The following is a 22,707-nucleotide window of genomic DNA, read 5'->3' as shown; positions in this document are numbered from 1 at the left end:
GGGCGGTTGCCCGCCCCAATCCAGAAGCATAAGCTGCCAGGCAGGCGCCTACTGCAACGCCTTGTCGGTAATCGCGGTCGTAAAGGCGCCCTCGGGCTCCTTGGAGACGATCTTCTGGTCGAGCAGCGCCTTGGCCGTGCGCTCATAGACGACCGGATCGAGCTTGCCGTCACCGATCAGCTTGGCCACCTCGCCCACCATGCGCTTCTGGTGGTTCTCGTCCTGCCCGCCGGCCTCCATCACCGCCTCGGCCGCCTCGTCCGGGTTCTCGACCGCATATTTCCAGCCCTTCATCGAGGCGCGCACGAAGCGCACCATCTTGTCCTCGAAGGCTGGGTCCTTGAGATTGTCCTCAAGCACATAGAGCCCGTCCTCGAGCAGGTCGTTGCCGAGTTCCGTGTAGTTGAAGACCACGAGGTCCTCCGGCTTGAAGCCGGCATCGATGGCCTGCCAATATTCATTGTAGGTCATCACCGAAATGCAATCCGCCTGCTTCTGGATCAGCGGCTGCACGTCGAAGCTCTGCTTCAGCACCGTCACGCCATCCGGCCCGCCTTCCGTGGGGATGCCGAGCTTGTTCATCCAGGCATAGAACGGATATTCGTTGCCGAAGAACCACACGCCCAGCGTATGACCCTTGAAATCGGCTTCGGTCTGCACCGGCCCGTCCTTCGGGCAGATCAGTTGGAGGCCCGATTTGGCGAAAGGCTGGGCGATGTTGACGAGATTGACGCCCTTGTCGCGCGCGGCGAGGCCCGCCGCCATCCACGTCACGATCACATCGGCGCCGCCGCCGGCGATCACCTGCTCGGGCGCGATGTCCGGCCCGCCGTTCTTGATCTCGACGTCGAGCCCTTCCTCCTCGTAGAAGCCCTGCTCCTTGGCCACGAAGTAGCCGGCGAATTGGCCCTGCGCCACCCATTTGAGCTGGAGCACCACCTTGTCGGCGGCCATGGCCTGCGCGGCCGCCAGCGACATCGCCCCGGCAAGCAATGATACGAGCATTTTTCTCATTGTTCTCACCCTCTGAAGAGCCGCCTAGCCACCACGGATAGACGGATGCCAAAATGTGACGGCCCGCTCGGCCAGCGCCACCGCCCCGTAGAACAGCGTGCCGGCCAGCGCCGCCACCGCGATCTCGGCCCACACCATGTCGATGTTCATGCGCCCGACCTCGGTGGAGATGCGGAAGCCCATGCCCACCACCGGCGTGCCGAAGAACTCGGCCACGATAGCCCCGATCAGCGCCAGCGTGGAATTGATCTTCAGCGCGTTGAAGATGAAGGGCATGGCCGCCGGCAGGCGCAGCTTGAACAGCGTCGGCCAGTAGCCGGAGGCATAGGTGCGCATCAGGTCGCGCTCCATATGCCCGGAGGCGGAAAGGCCCACCACCGTGTTCACCAGCATGGGAAAGAAGGTCATGATGACCACCACAGCCGCCTTGGACGGCCAGTCGAAGCCGAACCACATGACCATGATCGGCGCTACGCCGATGATCGGCAAGGCCGCCGCCATGTTGCCGATGGGCAGCAGCCCGCGCCGCAGGAACACGAAGCGGTCGGCCGCGATCGCCGCGACGAAGCCCGCCGCGCAGCCGATGACATAGCCGGCCACCACCGCCTTGAACACGGTCTGGCGCACATCGGCGGCCAGCACGGCGCTCGACGCCGCGATCCGCGCCGCGATGGCGCTGGGCGGCGGCAACAGCAGGAAGGGAATGCCGGCGCCGCGAACCACCGCTTCCCACAGGATCAGCACCCAGGCCCCGAAGATGACCGGGATGAGCAGGCCGAGCATCCGGCGCCCGGACAGCGAGGCCGGTTTTTCCAGCGACAGCACCGTCACGCAGCGCCAGGCGAGCAGCCACGCGCCGCCAAGCGCCAGATAGAAGGACGCTCGCGCTTGCCCTTCATGGCCGGCGATGCCGGAGAGCAGGAGCCACGCCGCCCCATGCGCGCCGAGAAACAGGATGGCGGCCTCCGCCAACGGCCTGCCGGCCAGCGCCCATGCGCCTGCCGCCGCCAACGCGACGAGCCCGAGCGCCGCCCAGATGTTGGCGGGCCCCTCGCCGGCCACGCCCCCCGATTGCAAGGCAAGGCCGGCCACGACGGCCAGCAAGGCCAGCGCGATCTGCCAGGGGGGCAAAGAACGGGGCAAGGTAGAAGGCGAGATGGCGGGGGATGCGCTCATGCCGGCCTCCCGCCCATGGCGCGCTCGGTGATGCGGCCGGCCGCGCCCACCAGCGCCACCAGCATGACCGCGACCAGCGAACCGGCCACCAGCGCCGCCCAGATCTCGATGGTCTGGCTGTAATAGGAGCCGTTGAGCAGCCTGGCGCCGATGCCGGCAACCGCGCCTGTCGGCAGTTCGGCGACGATGGCGCCGACGAGGCTCGCAGCCACCGCCACCTTCATCGAGGCGAACAGGAAGGGCAGCGAGGCCGGCACCCGAAGCTTCCAGAATACCTGCGGCCGGGTGGCGTTATAGGTGCGCATCAGGTCGAGATGCATGGTTTCGGGCGAGCGCAGCCCCTTCACCATGCCGACTGCGACGGGAAAGAACGACAGGTAGGTTGAGATCAGCGCCTTGGGAAACAGGCCCGTGATGCCGACTGCGGCGAACACCACCACCACCATCGGCGCAATGGCAAGGATGGGAATGGTCTGCGAGGTGATGATCCACGGCATCAGGCTGCGGTCGAGCGAGGCGAAATGCACGATGCCGACGGCGATCAAGATGCCCAGCCCCGCCCCGAACACGAAGCCGACGAAGGTCGAGGACAGCGTCACCCACGAATGGTAGATCAGGCTGCGGTTGCTCCACGGCTTCACCGTGAAGGTGGATTTATAGAAGTTCTGCGCCACTTGGTGCGGCGCCGGCAGCGTCGGCTTGGGCTGCGACCATGTGCGCATGAGAAACTCGACCGTGCCCGGCGCCTCGCCCGCGCGGCGGTCCAGATCGCGCTGGAACGGGCCGTTCAGCACCACCGCGAACCCGTACCAGGCTACCACCAGCAAGGCCAGCAGCGTGGTGACGGGAACGATCTTGGAGCGGAAGGAGTCCATCAGCACCTGCCTTCTTCCTCTCCCCCTTGTGGGGAGGGGTCAAGGGTGGGGGGAGCGGGGCGGGCGGCCGTCACATCGAGTTCGCACAGGATCTGCTCAATGCATCCATCAAAGCTTTCGAAAATCTCGCCGGTGTTGGAGCGAAGCACCCGGTATCCCTGGCTCGCAAGCCAGTCATCGCGCTTCTTGTCCCGACAAAGCCTCTCCGGTTCGAAATGATGTTGGCCATCCACTTCGATGGCCAGACGGTGCGCATGGATCATGAAGTCGACGACATAGGCTCCGATAGGCGCTCGCCTGCGAACATGAACGCCATACCAGCGCCGGAACTGACGCAGTTCCGCCCACAGCTTCCGTTCGCCATCGGTCATTGCATGCCGTAGTTTCCGCGCGCGGGAGATGGCGGCCGGATCGATTTCCGTCGGCATGAGCACCCCCACCCCTAACCCCTCCCCACAAGGGAGAGGGGAATGCTAGCACCACCGCATCCGCCTCCCTTTGCAAGGCTTTCCTGCCTGGCTCCGGCAGGGGAAAGGTCAGCACGACCCAATCCCCCTTGTGGGGAGAGGTTAGGGGTGGGGGCCAGCCCCATAGCTATAGGCCACACCCTTCCCACCTCAGTCCTCATAGCTGTGCCCTGCCCTCAGGCCCTCGCGCACGCGCGCGGCGATGGCGAGGAATTCCGGCATTTCGCGGATATCGAGCGGGCGCTCCTTCGGCAGGTTGGTGTCGATGACATCGGTGACGCGGCCGGGCCGCGGCGACATCACCACGATGCGGGTCGAGAGATAGACGGCTTCGGGAATGGAATGGGTGACGAAGCAGATCGTCTTTTGCGTCCTTGCCCACAGTTCCAGCAATTGCTGGTTGAGGTGGTCGCGCACGATCTCGTCCAGTGCGCCGAACGGCTCGTCCATCAACAAAAGGTCGGCGTCGAAGGCCAGCGCCCGGGCGATGGAGGCGCGCTGCTGCATGCCGCCGGACAGTTGCCAGGGATATTTCTTCTCGAAGCCGGTGAGGTTGACCAGTTCGAGCGTGCGGCGGATGCGTTCGGCCCGCTCGGCCTTCGCCACGCCCATGATTTCCAGCGGCAGCGCCACATTATCGGCGATGGTGCGCCACGGAAACAGCGCTGCCGCCTGGAAGACATAGCCGTAGGCACGGTGCTGGCGGGCCTGTTCCGGCGTCATGCCGTTCACCGAAATGGTGCCGGACGTGGGCTTCTCCAGATCGGCGATGACCCTGAGCAACGTGGTCTTGCCACAGCCGGAAGGGCCGATGAAGGACACGAACTCGCCCTTGCCGATGGTAAGGTCGACATTGCTGAGCGCCTGCACCGGCCCGTCATTGGTCTGGAAGGTGAGGCCGAGCCTGTTGGCCGCAACAACATTCGCGGTGCCGGGCGAGGCGGTAGGGGTTGCGGTGGCTGGCTGGTGGCTGGCGATCGCATTCATGATTGCAGGTCTTTCAGCTTGCCGTTCGCATCGGGCCGCTCACATCGGGCCGTTCCACAGGGGTTTGTGCCAAGCTTACACCCCCGTGGCCGGAATGCCGCTGCGCTCCACCTTGCGCGGCGCGGTGATCTCCTTCCAGGTCGACAGCGCCCGGTTGGGCGCCGAATTCGGCTCGCGCGCCACGAACTCGCCGTGGCCCGGCCTGGTCTTCACCTCCGTCTCCTGGATCACCAGTTCGCCGCGCGAGAAGACGAAGCGCGGCAGGCCCGTCACCTCGACGCCCTCGAACACATTGTAGTCGATCACGGATTGCTGGCGCCCGGCGCTGATCGTCTTCTTGCGCTTAGGGTCCCACACGACGATGTCGGCGTCGGCCCCCTCCACGATGGCGCCCTTCCGCGGATACATGTTGAGGATCTTGGCAATGTTGGTGGAGGTCACCGCCACGAACTCGTTCATGGTCAGGCGGCCGGTGTTGACGCCCTTCGTCCACAGCACCGGCATGCGGTCTTCCAGGCCGCCGGTGCCGTTGGGAATCTTGGTGAAGTCGCCGACGCCGAAGCGCTTCTGCTCGGTGGTGAAGGCGCAGTGGTCGGTGGCCACCACCTGCAGCGACCCCGCCTGCAGGCCGGCCCACAGCGAATCCTGATGCAGCCTGTTGCGGAAGGGCGGGCTCATCACCCGGCGCGCGGCATGGTCCCAGTCCTTGTCGAAATACTCGCTCTCGTCCAGCGTCAGGTGCTGGATCAGCGGCTCGCCATAGACGCGCATGCCCTTCTGGCGCGCCCGCCGGATCGCCTCGTGGCTCTGCTCGCACGAGACATGCACGACATAGAGCGGCACGCCCGCCATGTCGGCGATCATGATGGCGCGGTTGGTGGCCTCGCCCTCCACTTCCGGAGGGCGAGAATAGGCGTGGCCTTCCGGTCCGTTGTTGCCCTCGGCCAGCAGCTTCTGCGAAAGCGCGGCCACCACGTCGCCGTTCTCGGCATGGACGAGCGGCAGCGCGCCCAGCTCGGCGCAGCGCTGGAACGAGGCATACATCTCGTCGTCGTCCACCATCAGCGCGCCCTTGTAGGCCATGAAGTGCTTGAAGGTCGGGATGCCCTTCTCCACCACCGTGGCCATCTCGTCGAACACCTGCTTGCCCCACCAGGTGATGGCCATGTGGAAGGAATAGTCGCAAGCCGCTTTCGACGTCTTGTTGTCCCACATCTGCAAGGCTTCAAGCAGCGATTGCTGCGGCGCCGGCAGGCAGAAATCGACCACCATGGTGGTGCCGCCGGCAAGGGCCGCGCGCGTGCCGCTCTCGAAATCGTCGGAGGAATAGGTGCCCATGAAGGGCATTTCCAGATGGGTATGCGGATCGATGCCGCCCGGCATCACATAGCAGCCGGTGGCGTCGAACTCATGGTCGCCATGCAGGTCCGGCCCGATCGCCACGATCTTGCCGTGCTGAAACAGCACGTCCGCCTTCCACGTGCGGTCGGCTGTGACGACGGTGCCGTTGCGGATTACTCTGGTCATCTGTCATTCCCCTTGCGCTGCCGCTTCTTCGCGAGCGGCTTGAGCTTTCCGGTTCAAGTGATTCCGATCACTCCACGATCTCGGCCGTCTCTACCCTAGCCATCAAAAAATTCTAGATACCCAGCTCTATTATTATAGTTTGATTAAGAATAGCGTTGCCCTTGCCTCGCCCCATGGCAGCCACGCGTATTCCAGAACCTGGATTATCGATTAGAAATTTTGCTGCATCTTCTATCCTCTCGAACTTATGTGCGTAAGCATCGGAATTACTCGGCCGCCCTTTCTTAAAACATTTAAATACCGGAACAGGATCAAGCGGGCCTTGTATTAGCTCTGCAGAACGCCCTGTTTTTTTGCAAAAAATCTTCACTCTATAATCTCCGCCGTCTCCACCACGGCATGGAACAGCACGTCGGCGCCCGCCGCCGCCCATTCCCTGGAAATGTCCTCGGCCTCGTTGTGCGACAGACCGTCCACGCACGGGCACATGACCATGGTCGCGGGCGCGACCTTGGCGGCCCAGCAGGCGTCATGCCCGGCACCCGAAATGATGTTCATGTTCGAAAGCCCGAGCTTCTCGGCCGCCGCCCGCACGCGCCCGACCAGAACGGGATCGAAGGTGATGGGATCGAAATGGCCGACCGGATCGACCGCGCAGCCAACGCCGAGCTCGGCGGCGATCCTGGCTGCTTCGGCTTCGATGCGGGTGCGCATGGCGTCGAGTTTGGCCTGGTCGGGCGAGCGGATATCGACGGTGAACACCACCTGCCCCGGCAGCACGTTGCGCGAATTCGGCGAGAACCGCATCTGCCCGACGCCGCCCACCGCGCCCGGCTGGTTCTCCATGGCGACCTTCTGCACCATTTCGAGGATGCGGGCCATGGCGAGCCCGGCATTGACGCGCATGGTCATAGGCGTCGAGCCGGTATGCGCCTCCTTGCCGGTCAGCGTGAACTCCAGCCACCACAGGCCCTGGCAATGGGTGACGACGCCGATCTGCTTGTCCTCGGCCTCCAAGATCGGCCCCTGCTCGATGTGATATTCGAAATAGGCGTGCATCTTGCGCGCGCCGACCTCCTCGTCACCCACCCAGCCGATGCGCTCCAACTCGTCGCCGAAGCTCTTGCCCTCGCCGTCCTGCCTTGCATAGGCGTAGTCGAGCGTGTGCGCCCCGGCAAAGACGCCCGAGGCCAGCATGGCGGGCGCGAACCGCGCGCCCTCCTCGTTGGTCCAGTTGGTGACGACGATCGGGTGCTTCGTCCTGATGCCGAGATCGTTGAGGGTGCGCACCACCTCCAGCCCGGAGAGGACGCCGAGCACCCCGTCGAACTTGCCGCCCGTGGGCTGGGTGTCGAGATGCGAGCCGACATAGACCGGCAGCGCGTCGGGGTCGGTGCCCTCGCGGCGGGCGAACATGGTGCCCATCCGGTCGACGCCCATGGCAAGGCCGGCCTCGTCGCACCAGCGCTTGAAAAGATGGCGGCCTTCATTGTCCGCATCGGTCAGCGTCTGGCGGTTGTTGCCGCCGGCGACGCCGGGTCCGATCTTCGCCATTTCCATCAGCGAATCCCACAAACGGTCTGGATTGATTCGCAGATTTTCGCCTGGCGCGGCCATTCCGTTCCCTCTCATTTTTCAGAGCGGGGGCGGCGGTTCTCCCGTCGCCGCCCCTCGCCCATGACGGTTGCGGATGATCAGTCGACCATCCTCAGAACCTCGCGCACATGGTCGATCAACTCGTCGATCTGGCCCTTGCTGATGATGAGCGGCGGCGACAGCGCGATAATGTCGCCCGTGGTGCGGATCAGCGCTCCACGCTCGAATGCCGTGACGAAGGCCTGGAAGGCGCGCTTGGTCGGTGCGCCGGCGATCGGCTCCAGTTCGATGGCGCCGATCAGGCCGATATTGCGGATGTCGATGACATGCGGCTCGCCCTTGAGCGAATGCAGCGCCTCTTCCCAATAGGGCGCGAGTTCGGCGCCGCGCGTCAGCAGGCCCTCTTCCTTGTAGGTTTCCAGCGTGGCCAGCGCCGCCGCCGAGGCGATCGGGTTGCCCGAATAGGTGTAGCCGTGGAAGAACTCGATCATGTGCTCGGGGCCGTTCATGAAGGCGTCGTGCACCTCCTTGGTCACGAACACCGCGCCCATCGGGATCACGCCGTTGGACACGCCCTTGGCCGTGGTGATGATGTCCGGCACCACGTCGAAATAATCGGCCGCGAACGGCGTGCCGAGACGGCCGAATCCGGTGATGACCTCGTCGAAGATCAGAAGGATGCCGTGCTTGGTGCAGATTTCGCGCAGACGCTTGAGATAGCCCTTCGGCGGGATAAGCACGCCGGTCGAGCCGGCCACCGGCTCCACGATCACCGCCGCGACGGTCGAGGCGTCGTGCAGCGCCACGATGCGCTCCAGCTCGTCGGCCAGGTCCGCGCCGTGCTCCGGCTCGCCCTTGGTGAAGGTGTTCTTGCCCGGCAGATGGGTGTGCGGCAGGTGATCGACGCCGGTCAGCAGCGTCCCGAACATCTTGCGGTTGGAAACGATGCCGCCGACCGAAATGCCGCCGAAATTGACGCCGTGATAGCCGCGCTCGCGGCCGATCAGGCGGAAACGCGCGCCGTCGCCCTTGGCGCGATGGTAGGCGATGGCCATCTTGAGCGCGGTGTCGACCGATTCCGAACCGGAATTGGTGAAGAACACATGCTCCATGCCCTTCGGCGCGATGTCGACCAGCCGGTTGGCCAGTTCGAACACGATCGGGTGGCCCATCTGGAAGGCCGGCGCGTAATCGAGCTCGGCCGCCTGATTCTGGATCGCCTCGGTGATCTTGGGACGGCAGTGGCCGGCGTTCACGCACCACAGGCCGGCGGTGCCGTCCAGGATCTTGCGGCCGTCGGCGGCGGTGTAGTGCATGTCCTTGGCCGACACCAGCATGCGCGGCGCCTGCTTGAACTGCCGGTTTGCCGTGAACGGCATCCAGAATGCGGAAAGATCGTTGGGCGTTACCTTGAGCCTGTTGGACATGACCAAGCCTCCTGATGGTTGATGTCTCGCGGCCAACGCTTGGTCCCTTGCGTCAATTCATGCTACGCAATTTTTGACCGATTGGACAAACGTTAGCACCGCCAAATGAGCGGTCAAGCCATTACTAGACGAAAAGCCCCGCGGGCCGAGCGCTCCACAGGGTCGGGAACCACTGGTCCAGACTCTTGGTCCAGAAGGAATGAAGTCGGGAGGGAAAGAGCGATCATGGAATCCGCCGCACGGCCGCTCACCCGCATCCAGCAGGAAAAGCGCGAGCTTATCCTGGAAGCCGCGCTCGACGTGTTCTCGGTCCACGGTTTCCGCGGCTCGACCATCGACCAGGTGGCCGAGGCGGCGGGCATGTCGAAGCCCAACCTGCTCTACTATTTCCGCAGCAAGGAAGACATCCACGCCACGCTGATGCAGCGCCTGCTGCACACATGGCTGGCGCCGCTGCGCGAATTCGACGATGCCGACGATCCGGTCGTCGAGATCCGCAGCTATATCCGCCGCAAGCTGGAGATGGCGCGCGACTATCCGCGCGAAAGTCGGCTGTTCGCCAACGAGATCTTGCAAGGCGCGCCGCGCATCATGCCCATGCTGGAAGGCGAGCTGAAGGAGTTGGTGGACGAGAAGGCGCGCATCATCGAAAGCTGGATGCGCGCCGGAAAGATCGCAAAGACCGACCCCTACCACCTCATCTTCGCCATCTGGGCCACCACCCAGCACTATGCCGATTTCGACGTTCAGGTGCGCGCCGTGCTCGGCCCCGACCGCAGCGGGGAAGGCCGGTTCGAGGACGCGGCACGCCTCCTCGAACAACTTTTCATCGGCAGCCTACGCCCCTGAACGAGGCGGCGAGCCTACGCCGCCTTGGCCACCTCGACCGGATGCAACGCGTGGAACGAGACGCACAGCCGGTTCCAGGTGTTGATCATGCCGGTGGCGACGGTGAGCTTGACCAGTTCCTGCTCGGAGAAATGCTCGAGCGTCGCGGCATAGAGGTCGTCGGGAACGCCTGCATCGGCAACCTGCGTCACGGTTTCCACCCAGGCCAGCGCCGCACGCTCACGCGCAGTGAACAGCGCCGATTCCTTCCAGGCCGCCACCAGATAGAGCCGCTGCTCGCTCTCGCCGTCCTGCGGCGCCTCGCGGCTGTGCATGTCGACGCAGAAGGAGCAGCCGTTGATCTGGGAGGCCCTCAGCTTGATGAGATGCAGCAGGCTCCTTTCCAGCCCGCATTTCTCCACCGCCTGGTTCAGGGCGATCACGCTCTTCATCAGCTCCGGTGCGGCGGCAAAGAAATCCAGTCTCTGTTCCATGTTCTTTCCTTTCAGCCTGTGGCCTTTCAGCCTTGTGGATCGACAGTGTGTTTTTGCGGCCGCCGGTTTTCCGCGACGAAGGCGCGGCTGGCGGCGACCGAACGCGGGTCGGCCTCGGCCAGAAATTCCGACACGATATCGGACAGCCGCTCCGCGGCGAGCGCGGCGCGATAGGCCCGCTCGGCCCGCAACATGGCGGCATTGATGCCGCACGGCCTGGCGTAGGCCGATGCCGGCAGCCTGACCGGACCGCGCTGGCGAATCTCGCAGCAGCGGAACGCCGGTTGCGGCCCCTCCACCGCCAGCACGATATCGAGCAGCGAGATGCTGTCGGCCGGCCGCGCCAGCCGGTAGCCCCCGGCGGGGCCCGGCACCGATTCCAGCAGGCCGGCCGCCGTCAGCGCCTTCAGGTGCTTGAGCAGATAGCTCGGCGAAAGGCCGAACTGGGCCGCCATCGCAGAGCCGGGAATGGTGGCATCGTCGTCCAGCCCCGCCAGCAGGGCTGCGCAGTGGATGGCCGCTTCCACGCCTTCGCCGAGTTTCATCGCCGACTCCTTCAATCTGGATATCTTTTATCATGGATATTTTTTATCTACAATAAAGAGAAATGAATTCGACCCTGCACAATCCACAGGATGATGAAGCATGACGTTGGGGCAGCCGGGAAAACGCGCTGGCCACAGTATTGACAAGCTTTTAAAGGCTCGCCCATGTTTGCGCCTTTAGATTGAGGACGGGAGTTCAAAATGGCTTTTTCAATCACACGGCGCGCATTTTCCGCAGGCGTGGGCGCAGCCGCGGTTCTCGCCGGCACGGGCATGTCGTTCGCGCAGCAGGCATTCTTCCGCATCGGCACGGGCGGCACCTCCGGCACCTACTACCCGATCGGCGGCCTGATCGCCAACGCGATCTCGGCCACCGGCGAGGCCGGGGTGGAAGGTCTCGTGGCGACGGCCGTCGCCTCCAACGGCTCCGTGGCCAACATCAGCGCCATCCAGTCGGGCGCCGGTGAGGCCGGCTTCACCCAGTCGGACGTGGCCTACTGGGCCTACAGCGGCACCGGCCTCTACGAAGGCAAGCCGAAGGTCGAGGACCTGCGCCTCGTCGCCACCCTCTATCCCGAGACGATCCACCTCGTCGCGCGGGCCGATGCCGGCATCAAGTCGGTCGCCGACCTCAAGGGCAAGCGCGTCTCGCTCGACGAGCCGGGCTCCGGCACCATCGTCGACGCCCGCCTCGTCCTGGCCGCCTATGGCCTGTCCGAGAAGGACCTGCACGCCGAATACCTGAAGCCCGGCCCCTCCGGCGAGAAGGTGCAGGACAATTCGCTGGACGCCTACTTCTTCGTCGGCGGCTATCCGACCGGCGCCATCGTCGAGCTGGCTGCCACCAACAACATCACCCTTGTCCCGATCCACGGGCCGGAAGCGGACAAGCTGCTCGCGGAACAGGGCTTCTTCCAGACTGACACGGTGCCGGCCGACACCTACAAGAACGTCGGTGAGACGCAGACCATCTCCGTGGCCGCCCAGATGGTGTCGAGCGCCAAGCAGCCCGACGACCTCATCTACAACATCGTCAAGTCGCTCTACAGCGAGGCCAGCCAGAAGGCGCTTCAGGCCGGCCACGCCAAGGGCAAGATGATCACGCTCGACAACGCGGTGAAGAGCGCGGGCATCCCGTTCCACCCCGGTGCGGAGCGATTCTACAAGGAAGCCGGCGTCCTCAAATAAGGGCGCACGGCACAACTTCGCGATCGGCCAGGTGGAGGCATCGCCCTTCCCCTGGTCGATTTCGTATCGGCCCGAAAATTCAGGGGCCGTGAACACAAGAGGAAACAGCCCCGATGAGCGACAAGGACGATCAGAAGATCAGCCTCGCAGGCGTCGAACTGGACGAGGAAAAGGCGCGCGAACTGGAAGAGAAGTTCGATTCCGAAATCCGCTTCCGCACGCTGGGGCCGGCCGCCGGCTATCTGGTCGGCTTCCTGCTGGTGGTGCTGTCCATATTCCACTACTACACCGCCGGCTTCGGCCTGCTGCAGGAAATGACCCATCGCGGCATCCACCTCTCGCTGGTGCTGGCGCTGGTGTTCCTGGTGTTCCCCATCACCAAGCGCGGCTACGACAAGCCGTCCGATTCCACCTGGCTGCGGCCGCTGGGCATTCCGCTCTATGACTGGCTGCTGGCCATCGGCGCCGTCGTCGCCGTCGCCCATGTTCCGCTCATTCCGCTCGACGACCTGGCCTTCCGCGTCGGCAACCCGACCCAGACCGACGTCATCCTCGGCGTGCTGCTCATCGTGCTGCTGCTCGACGCCACGCGCCGTTCCGTCGGCTGGCCGCTGTCGATCATCTCCATGCTGTTCATGGCCTATGCGCTGTTCGGCCAGTACATGCCGAGCATCCTCGTCCATCCCGGCAATTCCGTCGCGCAGCTCGTCAACCACCTGTATCTCACCACGCAGGGCATCTACGGCATCGCGCTGGGCGTGGTGGCGACCTACGTCTTCCACTTCGTGCTGTTCGGCGTCTTCGCCACGCGCATCGGGCTCGGCCAGCTCTTCCTCGATTGCGCGGCCTGGGTGGCGGGGCGGTTCGCCGGCGGCCCGGCCAAGGTCTCGATCTTCGGCTCGGCCCTGTTCGGCATGATCTCCGGCTCGTCGGTTGCCAACACCGTCACCGTCGGCTCGCTCACCATCCCGGCCATGATCAAGCTCGGCTACAAGCGCAATTTCGCCGCCGCCGTCGAAGCCGCCTCCTCGACCGGCGGCCAGGTGACGCCGCCGATCATGGGTGCGGCCGCCTTCCTGATGATCGAGTTCCTGCAACTGCCCTATACGACCATCATCCTCGCCGCCATCGTGCCGGCCTTCATGCACTTCTTCGGCGTGCTCATGCAGGTCCATTTCGAGGCCAAGCGCACCGGCCTGCGCGGCCTGCGCCCCGATGAGATGCCGGACGTGAAGGAAGCGCTGAAGCGCGACTGGCCCACCATCATCCCGCTCATCGTGCTCATCGGCGTCCTGCTTTCCGGCTACACGCCCTATCTGGCGGCGTTCTGGGGCATCACGCTGTGCGTCGTCGTCGGCCTGCTCAATCCGCGCCGGCGCATGTCCCTCGCCGACATCGTCATCGGCCTGCGCGACGGCGCCAAATACGCGCTGGCCGTCGGCGCCGCGGCCGCCACGGTCGGCATCGTCGTCGGCGTGGTCACGCTCACAGGCGTCGGCTTCAAGCTGTCCTACATCGTCACCTCGACGGCCGCCCAACTGGCCACCATGTCGGGCTCGATCATTCCCGAGATGATCTTCTCGCCGACCACGCTGACGCTGCTGTTCACCCTGATCATGACCGGCGTGGTGTGCATCCTCATGGGTTGCGGCATCCCCACCACCGCCAACTACATCATCATGGTCACCATCGCCGCCCCTGCCCTCGTGCTGCTCGGCGTCGAACCCATCGTCGCCCACTTCTTCGTCTTCTATTACGGGCTGCTGGCCGACATCACGCCGCCGGTGGCGCTCGCCGCCTATGCGGCGGCGGGCATGGCGGGCGCCGATCCGTTCAGAACCGGCAACACCGCTTTCCGGCTGGGGCTCGGCAAGGCACTGGTGCCTTTCGTCTTCGTGTTCTCGCCCTCGCTGCTGCTGGTCACCAGGGACTTCACCGTTCCGGACTTCCTGCTCGCCTTCTTCGGCTGCTCGTTCGGCATCGTCTGCCTGGGCGCCGCCCTGTCGCGCTTCATGCTGGTGCCGACAAAGGCCTGGGAAAACGTCCTGCTGGTGGTTGCGGCCTTCCTGATGATCGCGCCGGAGATTTATTCGACGCTGCTCGGCGTCGTGCTGGTGATACCGGTTCTGCTGCGCCACCTTGCCAGCCTGCGCAGCCAGAAAATGCAGCCGGCATAAACCCGGCATCCAAAACCGAAAGGCCCGCGCCGGAGACACCGGCGCGGGCCTTTTTCATGAAGCGAAGCGCAGGCGGAGCCGCTTCCCCCCCGGTCGCGGCTCCGCCCGGCCCGGGAGGAACTACTCGGCCGCCGTTCGCGCCATGGGGTTGTTCGGGTGCGTGGTCCAGTTGGCATAGACCGGCGACACCGGCTGGCCGGTGCGCTGGTCGATCTCGCCGACGGCCAGCGGCTGCATGGTGATGCAACCCTCGACCGGGCAGACATTGACGCACAGATTGCAGCCGACGCACTCGTCGTCCATCACCTCGAAATGGCGCACGCCGTCGACCATGGAGGTGATCGCCTGGTGCGAGGTATCCTCGCAGGCGATGTGGCAGCGGCCGCACTTGATGCAGAGTTCCTGGTCGATATGCGCCTTGGCGATATAGTTCAGGTTGAGATACTTCCAGTCGGTGACGTTCGGCGTCGCCCGCCCGATGATGTCGTCGAGCGAGCGATGGCCCTTCTCGTCCATCCAGTTCTCGAGGCCGGCGATCATCTCCTGCACGACCTTGAAGCCGTAGGTCATGGCCGCCGTGCACACCTGCACGTTGCCGGCCCCCAGCGCCAGGAACTCGGCCGCGTCGCGCCAGGTCGTCACGCCGCCGATGCCGGAGATCGGCAGCCCCTGCGTCTCGGGATCGCGGGCGATCTCGGCCACCATGTTGAGCGCGATCGGCTTCACCGCCGGTCCGCAATAGCCGCCATGGCTGCCCTTGCCGTCGATGGTCGGCTCCGGCGCAAAGCTGTCGAGGTTGACCGAGGTGATCGAGTTGATGGTGTTGATCAGCGACACCGCGTCGGTTCCGCCCGCATGCGCCGCACGCGCCGGCTTGCGGATATCGGTGATGTTGGGCGTCAGCTTGGTGATGACGGGCATGCGCGAATATTGCTTGCACCAGCGCACCACCATCTCGATATATTCCGGCACCTGGCCGACGGCCGACCCCATGCCGCGCTCGCTCATGCCGTGCGGGCAGCCGAAATTCAGCTCGATGCCGTCCGCCCCGGTCTCCTCGACCAGCGGCAGGATCGCCTTCCACTCCTCTTCCACGCACGGCACCATGATCGAGGCGACCAGCGCCCGGTCCGGCCAGTTCATCTTCACCTGCTTCATCTCGCGCAGGTTGGTCTGCAGGTCGCGGTCGGTGATCAGCTCGATATTGTTGAGGCCGAGCAGGCGCCGGTCGGCGCCCCAGATCGCGCCGTAGCGCGGGCCGTTGACATTGACCACCGGCGGGCCTTCGGAGCCGAGCGTCTTCCAGACCACGCCGCCCCAGCCCGCCTTGAAGGCGCGCTCGACATTGTAGGCCTTGTCGGTCGGCGGCGCGGACGCCAGCCAGAACGGATTGGGCGACTTGATGCCGACGAATGTGCTGCGGATGTCTGCCATGCTCATGCCCTCCCGTTCGCGGTCACAGGGTTGGAAGCAAGTGCGCGATGGATGCTTTCGGCGGCATCGCGGCCTTGCGCCACCGAGGTCACGGTCAGGTCCTCGCCGGCATGGATGCAATCGCCGCCGGCCCACACCCGCGCCATGGTCGTGCGCCCTTCCGCGTCCACCTTGATGCGGCCGCCCTCCAGCTCGATGCCGGCGCCCGCGCCGTTGAGGCCGGCGGCGACGAAAGTCTGGCCGATGGCCTTGAAGATCTGGTCGGCCGGCAGCGTCAGCAACTCGCCGGTGCCGGTCAGCCGGTCGCCTTCCATGGACGTGTATTCCAGTTCCAGCGCGGTCGCCCTGCCATTGTGCGAGATCACCCGTTTCGGCTGCAGCCAATGGCGGATGACGACGCCGTTGGCGGCGGCAAGGTCCTGCTCGAAGAGCGAGGCGTTCATGTCCTCCTTGCCGCGCCGGTAGCAGATGGTGACCTCCTCCGCGCCGAGCAGCTTCGACTGCACGGCCGCGTCGATCGCCGTCATGCCGCCGCCGATGACGATGACACGCCGGCCGACCGGCAATGCCGCCAGGTCGGACGTCTGGCGCAGGATGGAGATGAAATCGACGGCGTTCTCGACGCCCGCCACGTCCTCGCCCTCGGCGCGCAGCGCGTTGATGCCGCCAAGCCCCATACCGAGGAACACGGCATCATGGGCGCCGGCCAGATCGGCAAGCTGGACATCGCGCCCCAGCGCCATGCCGTTCTTGATCTCGATGCCGCCGATCCCGGTGACGTAGTCGACCTCGGCCTGGGCGAAATCGTCGGTGCTCTTGTAGGCGGCGATGCCGTACTCGTTGAGGCCGCCGGCCTTGGGCCGCGCCTCGAATATGGTGACGTCATGGCCGTGAAGGGCAAGGCGGTGAGCGCAGGCGAGCCCGGCCGGCCCGGCGCCGACCACCGCCACCTTTTTGCCGCTGCGGTCCGGCCGGTGGTAGAACTGACGCTGTTCCTCCATGGCCACATCGGTCGCATAGCGCTGCAAGCGGCCGATCTGCACCGGTTTGCCCTCGGCCGCCTCGCGCACGCAGGCTTCCTCGCATAAGGTCTCGGTGGGGCACACCCGGGCGCACATGCCACCCAATATGTTCTGGTCGAAGATCGTCTTCGCCGCCCCCAGCGCGTTGCCGGTGGCGATCTGGCGGATGAACATCGGGATGTCGATCGATGTCGGACACGCCTGCATGCAGGGCGCGTCGTAGCAGAAATAGCAGCGATCGGCCTCGACCAGCGCCTCGTGATGATCGAGCGGCGGGTGAAGATCGGCAAAATTGTCCGCGTAAGCGTCGGCCGGCAGCCGTCCGGCGGCGATGCCTTCCTTGAAATGACCTGTCGCCATTTCACATTCCCCTTTTTTATCGTTGGGGAAAAGCTAGCACATCCAAAATTTTTATCAATTGGTCAATTTTCACCCAAGCCGCTGAAAATCCACAATAAACATGATTTATTTTATCATGTTTTATTCAAGCATCCTGCTGCAACCGGACAACGCCTACCTCGTTTTGCCATGTCGGAAACGGCCGGCATCGGCCGTCCTATGGGTTCGGCTGTGCGAGACAGCCGCCAAACAGGGAGAAATCTCATGCCGGATCGCGCGAAATCCTTCTTCTGGTACGAATTGATGACCAACGACCTCGAAGCCGCCGAGGCCTTCTACACCAGGGTTGTCGGCTGGACGGCGGAGCCCTTCGATGCGCCCGGCATTCTGCCCTACATCGTCGTCAAGGTCGGAGACCGCGGCGTCGGCGGCCTTATGGCCTTTCCCGAGGAGATTCGTGAAAGCGGCATGCCGCCGGCATGGATGGGCTATATCGAGGCCGACGACGTCGACGCCACCACCGCCTCGGTGAAGGCGGCAGGCGGAGCCGTGCATCGCGAGCCGTCGGACATTCCCGATGTCGGGCGCTTTTCCGTGGTGGCCGATCCCCAAGGCGCGGTCTTCATGCTGCTGCACGCGGACGGACCGGAACTGCCGCCGGTGCCCATGGATGCGCCCGGCCACATCGGCTGGCGCGAACTCTACACCGATGACTGGGAAAGTGCGCTGGAGTTCTATTCCGGCCAGTTCGGCTGGACCAGGGATGCCGGCATCGACATGGGAGAAATGGGCACCTACCAGCTTTTCGCCGTCAATGGCGAACAGAACGGCGGCATGATGAACCGCCCGCCCCAGGTGCCGGTGGCCTTCTGGCAGTTCTATTTCAACGTGCCGGCCATCGACGCAGCCACCAGGCGCGTTACCGACAATGGCGGCACGGTGACGTTCGGGCCGGAACAGGTGCCCGGCGGCCAGTGGGTCGTCACCTGCACCGACCCTCAGGGTGCCCATTTCGGCCTCGTCGCCCCTGCCCGCTGACAGATCGCCGGTCGCCGCTCCGCTGTTCCTGCAACAGCGGAGCAGCCTTTGTTTTCATCGCCTTACAGCCGGTTCCGGAATCAGGACGGGAACTGCCGCAGCCTCGCCGCAATCGTTAAAATCCCGTCAAGACTCCCTTTATCATTTGCGCCTAAAGCTCGGCCCATGTCCGGGTACAATTTTAGTCGAGTTTTACCGGTTGTGGCGCTGCTCGGCCTTTCGGCCTGTGCCACGCCGCCGAGCCAGATCAACAATGTCTGCGCGGTCTTCGACCAGCGCGACGGCTGGATCGACAACTGGCATTCCGCCGCCAAGCGCGCCGAGGCGAAGCACGGCATCCCGGTGCCGGTGCTGATGGCGACGGTGCGCAAGGAATCCGGCTTCAAGGCCAACGCCAAGCCGCCGCGCGCCAAGCTGCTCGGCTTCATCCCGTGGAAACGCCCGTCCACCGCAGCCGGCTATTCGCAGGCGCTGAACGGCACCTGGGCGCAATACCGCGCCGAAAGCGGCAATTTTACCGCGCGACGGACCAGCTTCGCAGACGCCATCGACTTCGTCGGCTGGTATCACGCCAAGAGCGCCAGCACGCTGGGCATCGCCCGCAACGACACCTACAATCTCTATCTCGCCTATTATTCCGGCTGGAACGGCTACAGGCGCGGCGCCTACAAGAGCAATGCGGGCATCCGCAACTATGCCCGCGAGACCGATACCATGGCCCGCCGCTACGCCCAGCAGATGCAAAGCTGCGGCCGCCTGTAGACTTTTTGCCCCGCTTCGCCATCCCGGCCGAGGGCAGCGGGAGGCGGGGTTCCATTCCGGCCGGTTGGCGGCTACCCAGTAACGCCACTGCATGGATTCCCGACCTTGCAGCGACCACAGGGAGCGCAAGTCTCGGGAATCCATGCCGGAACCGTCCCGGTCACTCTGCCGGATAGTCCAGGATGACGCGGCGGTTAGAACCTGCGCCTAATATTCCTTTTCGTAGAAAATGCCGCCCTTGGCCTCGCCGGCATCGCTCGCCTCGCCGCGCAGCTTCACGCCGCGCCCGACATTGAGGTCGATGCGCGCCTTGCCGGATCCCGGCTTCTCGCCCTTCTGGATCGTCACATAGGTGCGGTCGTTCAGATATTTGCCGGCCTGCACGGAGGTGCCGCCCTTGTCGTCGGTGACGACGTCGAGATCGTCGACGCCGATGGCGTTGCGCAGGTTCTGCAGCAGCGAGGTCGAGCCGCCGACACCGGCAAGCTGGGCCGCCGCTTCCGCAAGCTGGGCGATCTGCAATGGCGACAGGTTCGACATGGAGCGGCCGAAGATCAGGCGGGCCAGCACCTCGTCTTCCGGCAGGGCCGGCACCGAGGCGAAGACGAAGCGCGGATTGGTGGCCTCGCCGCTCACGGTGATCGTCACCGTGGCGTCGGAGGCCGTCGATTCGGCGACGAGGTTCAGATAGGGGATGGTCGATCCGGAGAAGGTCAGCGTGCCTTCGGTGAAATTCAGCCGCTTGCCCAGGATTTCCAGCCGCCCGCGCCGCAGCGTGAAGCTGCCCACCGCCTGCGGCGAGGCGGCCGAACCGGTGAGGCGGATATTGCCGCCAAGCTCGGCATCGACGCCCCTGCCCTGCACGAAGATGGAATTGGGCGCATTGACGGTAAGGTCGAGGTTCATGCCCCCGCCCGCACCGCCGTCGCCGCTGGACGGCGGGTTCAGCGCCCGGTCCTGCTGGCGCACCGCGCTGGGCGCATTTTTGTGCTGCACATTGAGTTCGGAAAGCGAGCTGGGCAGCTTGGTCGGCACGGTGATGACCGTGCGCGCCAGGTTGATGGTGCCCGAAAGCACCGGCGAGGCGGTGAGCTGTCCCTTCACCGCCAGGTCGCCGCTCAGATTGGCGGTGACGATGCGCCCGTCGGTATAGCGTCCGTCGGCCAGCCTGATGCTGATGTCGGCCGGGAAGCCCGAATTCGGGTCGATGCCCACCGTGCCGCCCACCGTCAGCGTGCCGCCGGAGGAGAGCGTGCCGGACAGCCTGTTGATGGTGGCGACGCCGTTGCCCATCGAAACGTCGAGCGCGATGTCGTTGACGGCGAGGCCAGCCTGCGCGGCCACGAAGCGCGCGCCGCTCGACCGCACCGTGCCGCTGATGACCGGCGCGGATGCCGGGCCGCGCACCTGCACCGCGACGGCGGCCGTGCCGGTGAGCGACAGGCCCTGCTCTGCGATCTTGCGGTTGAGGAAGGCGAACGGCACGTTGCCGTTGAAATCCAGCGACAGGTTCGGCGTGCCCTGCGTGGTCACCGCGCCGCCGCCCTGAAGCCGCAGGCCCGAGCCCTCTGTGATGGTCGAGGTGAAGTTGAGGCGGTTGGCGGCGAAGGTGCCGGAAGAATCGATGCCGATGCCGCCGAGTCCTGCGCTGCGGGTCTGCGCCAGTTCCACGCCGCTTGCCTTGATGTCGTACTTCACCGCGGGCGCGGAGGTCGGGCCGGTGACGTTCACCGTGCCCGAAATGCTGCCCGCCGCGTCGAGCCCGGCGGCGAAATTGTTGGCCACCGAGATCGGCACGGAAGCCAGATCGGCCTTGATGTCGAGCGCGTCGGCCACCGAACCGGACACGATGGCCCGGCCGCTGCCGATGCCGATCACCAGCCGCTCCAGCGCCGTGCGCCCATCCTTGATGACGAGGGTCGAGGGTTCGGCAATGGTCGCCCGCGCGCCCTGGAACGTCGCCTGCCCGGAGTTCAGCTCCACCGTCGTGGCGCCGCCGGCAACCTTGACGCGGCCGGCCGCGCTGGCGGGGATGTCCTTCACGGTCGCCCCGCCCGAGAAGGCCGTCCACTCGCCGTCCTGCTTCAGGTCGATGTCGATGCCGGTGACGGCCGTGCCGCCGGAGGTCACTCCCTCGGCCTTGACGGTGCCCGAGATGGCCGGCGTCTCGGCGTAATTGGCGATCTGCGCATCGACGTTCACATTGCGGGCGTTGAGGTCGCCGCGCGTCAGGCTTTGCGTGGCCGCCTTCACCGCCATGTGCGGCACGCCATTCTGCTTGGAGAAGACGACGCTGCCGTTCAGCGCGCCCTCGATCTTTTCCAGCGCGAGAGCCGCCAGCGGGCCGAGATCGGGCAATTCAAAGCCGATCCGCCCTTCGGGCAGGAATTTCTCGTCGAGCACCAGATCGCCGGCGATGCGGTTCTCGCCCAGCGACAGCGTCAGCCCGTCGATGCGTTTCTGCCCGCCCTCCGTCTTGAGCGTCGCCTTGCCTTGCAGGGCCTCGCCGGCGACATTGCCGGCCAGCGTCACGTCGGCGGCGGGGTTGGCGACATCGGCCTTGGCGGTCGCATCGAGCTTCAACCCGGTGATCTCGCGGTCGGCCACCACGAGCTTGTCGCTGGTGACGGTCACCGCGACATCGGGGCCGAGCAGTGGCCCGCTGGCCTTGAGGGCAAGCGCGATGGCGCCGCTGGCGTCCTTGGCGAAGGGCGCGATCTCGGCCAGCGCGCCGTTCAGTTCGGCCGCGACGGTGCCATCCGTCAGGCTCGCCTTGCCCTGGGCCGACAGCGGGCCGGACAGGAGCTCCAGCCTGTCGGCGGTGACATTGCCGTTGCTGTCGCGGCGCACGGCCACCGAAAGCGTCGTCCGCTCACCGAGCGCCGGGCGTGCCGAAGCCGGAAGAGCCGCCGAAGCGGCATCCGCCTTCACGTTCAGCTCGATCGAGCCGTCGGCCAGCGAAACCTGGCCATCGAAGCCGCCTTTCAGCGCCTCGCTGGCGATCTCGCCCTTGCCTATGGTGATGGTGTCTTTGGTGATGTCGCCCTCGACCAGCGCGGTGATGCGGCCGGCGATCAGCGGGGCGATGGTGGGGTTGTCGAGCCCGATCTTGTCGGCGCTGGCCGTGCCGGAGATCGGGCCGCTGCGGTTCTCGATGTCGAAGCCGTCGGAATGCAGCGCCAGCGCGATGTTGTCGACGCGCATGTCCCTTGTGGCCACGCTCGCCAGATTCGCCGCGATATCGACCGCCGGCGCCTTGCCCTCGCCGAAGGCGCGCAGCGAGGCCGACTTCAGTTCGAGGTCGATGGGGCTTTCCTCGCTGCCGAGGCCGAGCGGAACCGTCGGCCCGGCGGAGCTGAATTCGAGCGAAAAGTCCGTCGCGCCGGCCGGATTGATGCTGCCTTTGGCCACGCCGCGCAGCACGGAAGTGTCGACCGTCGCGGTCTCGACGGTGATGCCGCGCTCGGCATGGCGGCTGCCCGCCAGCTCGAACCGGGTGCGGCCGGCGAGCAGGGATTGCAGCCGCGCCGGCACGAAGCGGGCAAAATCGCCGTCGCCGCGCAATTCCACCCGGCTGCCCCCGTCGATGAAGGCGTGGTGGCCGGAAACTTCGGCGATCAGCTGGCCGCCGACATGGAAAGTGCCGCGCCCGGTCCAGTCGGCCAGCGGCCCGTTGCCGGAAATCGAGACGTTGACCGGCGGGGCGTCGGGAAGCTGGAGCAAATTGGCGATGATGCCGCCTGCCGGCTCGGCGGCCTGCACATCGAGATCCAGCCGGTTGTCCTCGGGCAGGAAATGCACCAGTGCCGAA

Annotated in this window: 18 protein-coding genes and 1 pseudogene; 5 read left to right on the top strand and 14 right to left on the bottom strand. The window is 65.4% G+C overall.

The window, feature by feature from the left end:
- Positions 1-48: 48 nt before the first annotated feature.
- The 9 genes from ABID37_RS00440 to aptA form a co-directional block, all read right to left on the bottom strand.
- Entirely contained in the window at positions 49-1,014 is a 966-nt protein-coding gene (locus ABID37_RS00440; RefSeq protein ID WP_354191975.1) for an ABC transporter substrate-binding protein, read from the bottom strand.
- Between the two features lie 24 nt (positions 1,015-1,038).
- Positions 1,039-2,190: an ABC transporter permease gene (locus tag ABID37_RS00435; protein WP_354191974.1), complete on the bottom strand. Its 1,152-nt coding sequence runs from the start codon at positions 2,188-2,190 to the stop codon at positions 1,039-1,041.
- Positions 2,187-3,065 (bottom strand): ABC transporter permease, encoded by an 879-nt coding sequence (locus ABID37_RS00430; RefSeq protein ID WP_354192435.1) that lies wholly within the window; start codon positions 3,063-3,065, stop codon positions 2,187-2,189. Before ABID37_RS00430 ends, ABID37_RS00435 begins: the two co-directional genes overlap by 4 nt.
- Entirely contained in the window at positions 3,065-3,493 is a 429-nt protein-coding gene (locus ABID37_RS00425) for an endonuclease domain-containing protein (RefSeq protein ID WP_354191973.1), read from the bottom strand. Before ABID37_RS00425 ends, ABID37_RS00430 begins: the two co-directional genes overlap by 1 nt.
- A gap of 189 nt (positions 3,494-3,682) precedes the next feature.
- On the bottom strand, positions 3,683-4,519 hold the full coding sequence (locus tag ABID37_RS00420; protein WP_354191972.1) for an ABC transporter ATP-binding protein: 837 nt from the start codon (positions 4,517-4,519) through the stop codon (positions 3,683-3,685).
- Between the two features lie 75 nt (positions 4,520-4,594).
- Positions 4,595-6,046, bottom strand: coding sequence for a dihydropyrimidinase (hydA, locus tag ABID37_RS00415; RefSeq protein WP_354191970.1), 1,452 nt, complete (start codon positions 6,044-6,046; stop codon positions 4,595-4,597).
- A 112-nt stretch (positions 6,047-6,158) separates the two neighbouring features.
- Entirely contained in the window at positions 6,159-6,416 is a 258-nt protein-coding gene (locus ABID37_RS00410) for a hypothetical protein (protein ID WP_354191969.1), read from the bottom strand.
- Complete coding sequence (locus ABID37_RS00405) at positions 6,413-7,663, bottom strand: Zn-dependent hydrolase (RefSeq protein ID WP_354191967.1); 1,251 nt, start codon at positions 7,661-7,663, stop codon at positions 6,413-6,415. Before ABID37_RS00405 ends, ABID37_RS00410 begins: the two co-directional genes overlap by 4 nt.
- A 77-nt stretch (positions 7,664-7,740) precedes the next feature.
- Entirely contained in the window at positions 7,741-9,069 is a 1,329-nt protein-coding gene (gene aptA / locus ABID37_RS00400) for an omega-aminotransferase AptA (protein ID WP_354191965.1), read from the bottom strand.
- Positions 9,070-9,294: 225 nt separating this feature from the next.
- Between aptA and ABID37_RS00395 the strand changes: the two genes are divergently transcribed.
- Positions 9,295-9,918, top strand: a complete 624-nt coding sequence (locus tag ABID37_RS00395) for a TetR family transcriptional regulator C-terminal domain-containing protein (protein WP_354191964.1) — start codon at positions 9,295-9,297, stop codon at positions 9,916-9,918.
- Between the two features lie 14 nt (positions 9,919-9,932).
- Here ABID37_RS00395 and ABID37_RS00390 read toward each other — a convergent pair whose 3' ends face one another.
- Together ABID37_RS00390 and ABID37_RS00385 are read right to left on the bottom strand one after the other, a co-directional pair.
- Positions 9,933-10,391, bottom strand: coding sequence for a carboxymuconolactone decarboxylase family protein (locus ABID37_RS00390; protein WP_354191963.1), 459 nt, complete (start codon positions 10,389-10,391; stop codon positions 9,933-9,935).
- A gap of 26 nt (positions 10,392-10,417) precedes the next feature.
- On the bottom strand, positions 10,418-10,936 hold the full coding sequence (locus ABID37_RS00385; RefSeq protein ID WP_354191962.1) for an RrF2 family transcriptional regulator: 519 nt from the start codon (positions 10,934-10,936) through the stop codon (positions 10,418-10,420).
- A 201-nt stretch (positions 10,937-11,137) separates the two neighbouring features.
- Here ABID37_RS00385 and ABID37_RS00380 point away from each other — a divergent pair, with 201 nt between their 5' ends.
- Positions 11,138-12,124: a TAXI family TRAP transporter solute-binding subunit gene (locus tag ABID37_RS00380; RefSeq protein WP_354191961.1), complete on the top strand. Its 987-nt coding sequence runs from the start codon at positions 11,138-11,140 to the stop codon at positions 12,122-12,124.
- 113 nt (positions 12,125-12,237) lie between these two features.
- A complete protein-coding gene (locus tag ABID37_RS00375) occupies positions 12,238-14,301 on the top strand; it encodes a TRAP transporter permease (RefSeq protein ID WP_354191960.1) in 2,064 nt (687 codons plus the stop codon).
- Positions 14,302-14,421: 120 nt separating this feature from the next.
- Here ABID37_RS00375 and preA read toward each other — a convergent pair whose 3' ends face one another.
- Together preA and ABID37_RS00365 are read right to left on the bottom strand one after the other, a co-directional pair.
- Positions 14,422-15,735, bottom strand: a complete 1,314-nt coding sequence (gene preA, locus ABID37_RS00370) for an NAD-dependent dihydropyrimidine dehydrogenase subunit PreA (RefSeq protein WP_354191959.1) — start codon at positions 15,733-15,735, stop codon at positions 14,422-14,424.
- A 2-nt stretch (positions 15,736-15,737) separates the two neighbouring features.
- Entirely contained in the window at positions 15,738-17,117 is a 1,380-nt protein-coding gene (locus ABID37_RS00365) for an NAD(P)-dependent oxidoreductase (protein ID WP_354191957.1), read from the bottom strand.
- Between the two features lie 243 nt (positions 17,118-17,360).
- On the opposite strand from ABID37_RS00365, the gene ABID37_RS00360 reads away from it, so the two are divergent.
- The gene (locus ABID37_RS00360) at positions 17,361-18,134 is read left to right on the top strand and encodes a VOC family protein (RefSeq protein WP_354191956.1); all 774 of its coding nucleotides are present in this window, start codon (positions 17,361-17,363) and stop codon (positions 18,132-18,134) included.
- A gap of 165 nt (positions 18,135-18,299) precedes the next feature.
- The gene (locus ABID37_RS00355; protein WP_354191955.1) at positions 18,300-18,896 is read left to right on the top strand and encodes a transglycosylase SLT domain-containing protein; all 597 of its coding nucleotides are present in this window, start codon (positions 18,300-18,302) and stop codon (positions 18,894-18,896) included.
- A gap of 207 nt (positions 18,897-19,103) precedes the next feature.
- On the opposite strand, the pseudogene ABID37_RS00350 reads toward ABID37_RS00355, so the two are convergent.
- Positions 19,104-22,379 (bottom strand): annotated as a pseudogene (locus ABID37_RS00350) (translocation/assembly module TamB domain-containing protein); the annotation flags it as partial.
- Between the last annotated feature and the right edge of the window lie 328 nt (positions 22,380-22,707).

The sequence above is a fragment of the Aquamicrobium terrae genome (assembly GCF_040545735.1).
In the GTDB taxonomy this organism is placed as follows: domain Bacteria; phylum Pseudomonadota; class Alphaproteobacteria; order Rhizobiales; family Rhizobiaceae; genus Mesorhizobium; species Mesorhizobium terrae_A.
Note: the sequence above shows the minus strand (reverse complement) of the source record. Positions and strands in the feature narration are given on the sequence as shown.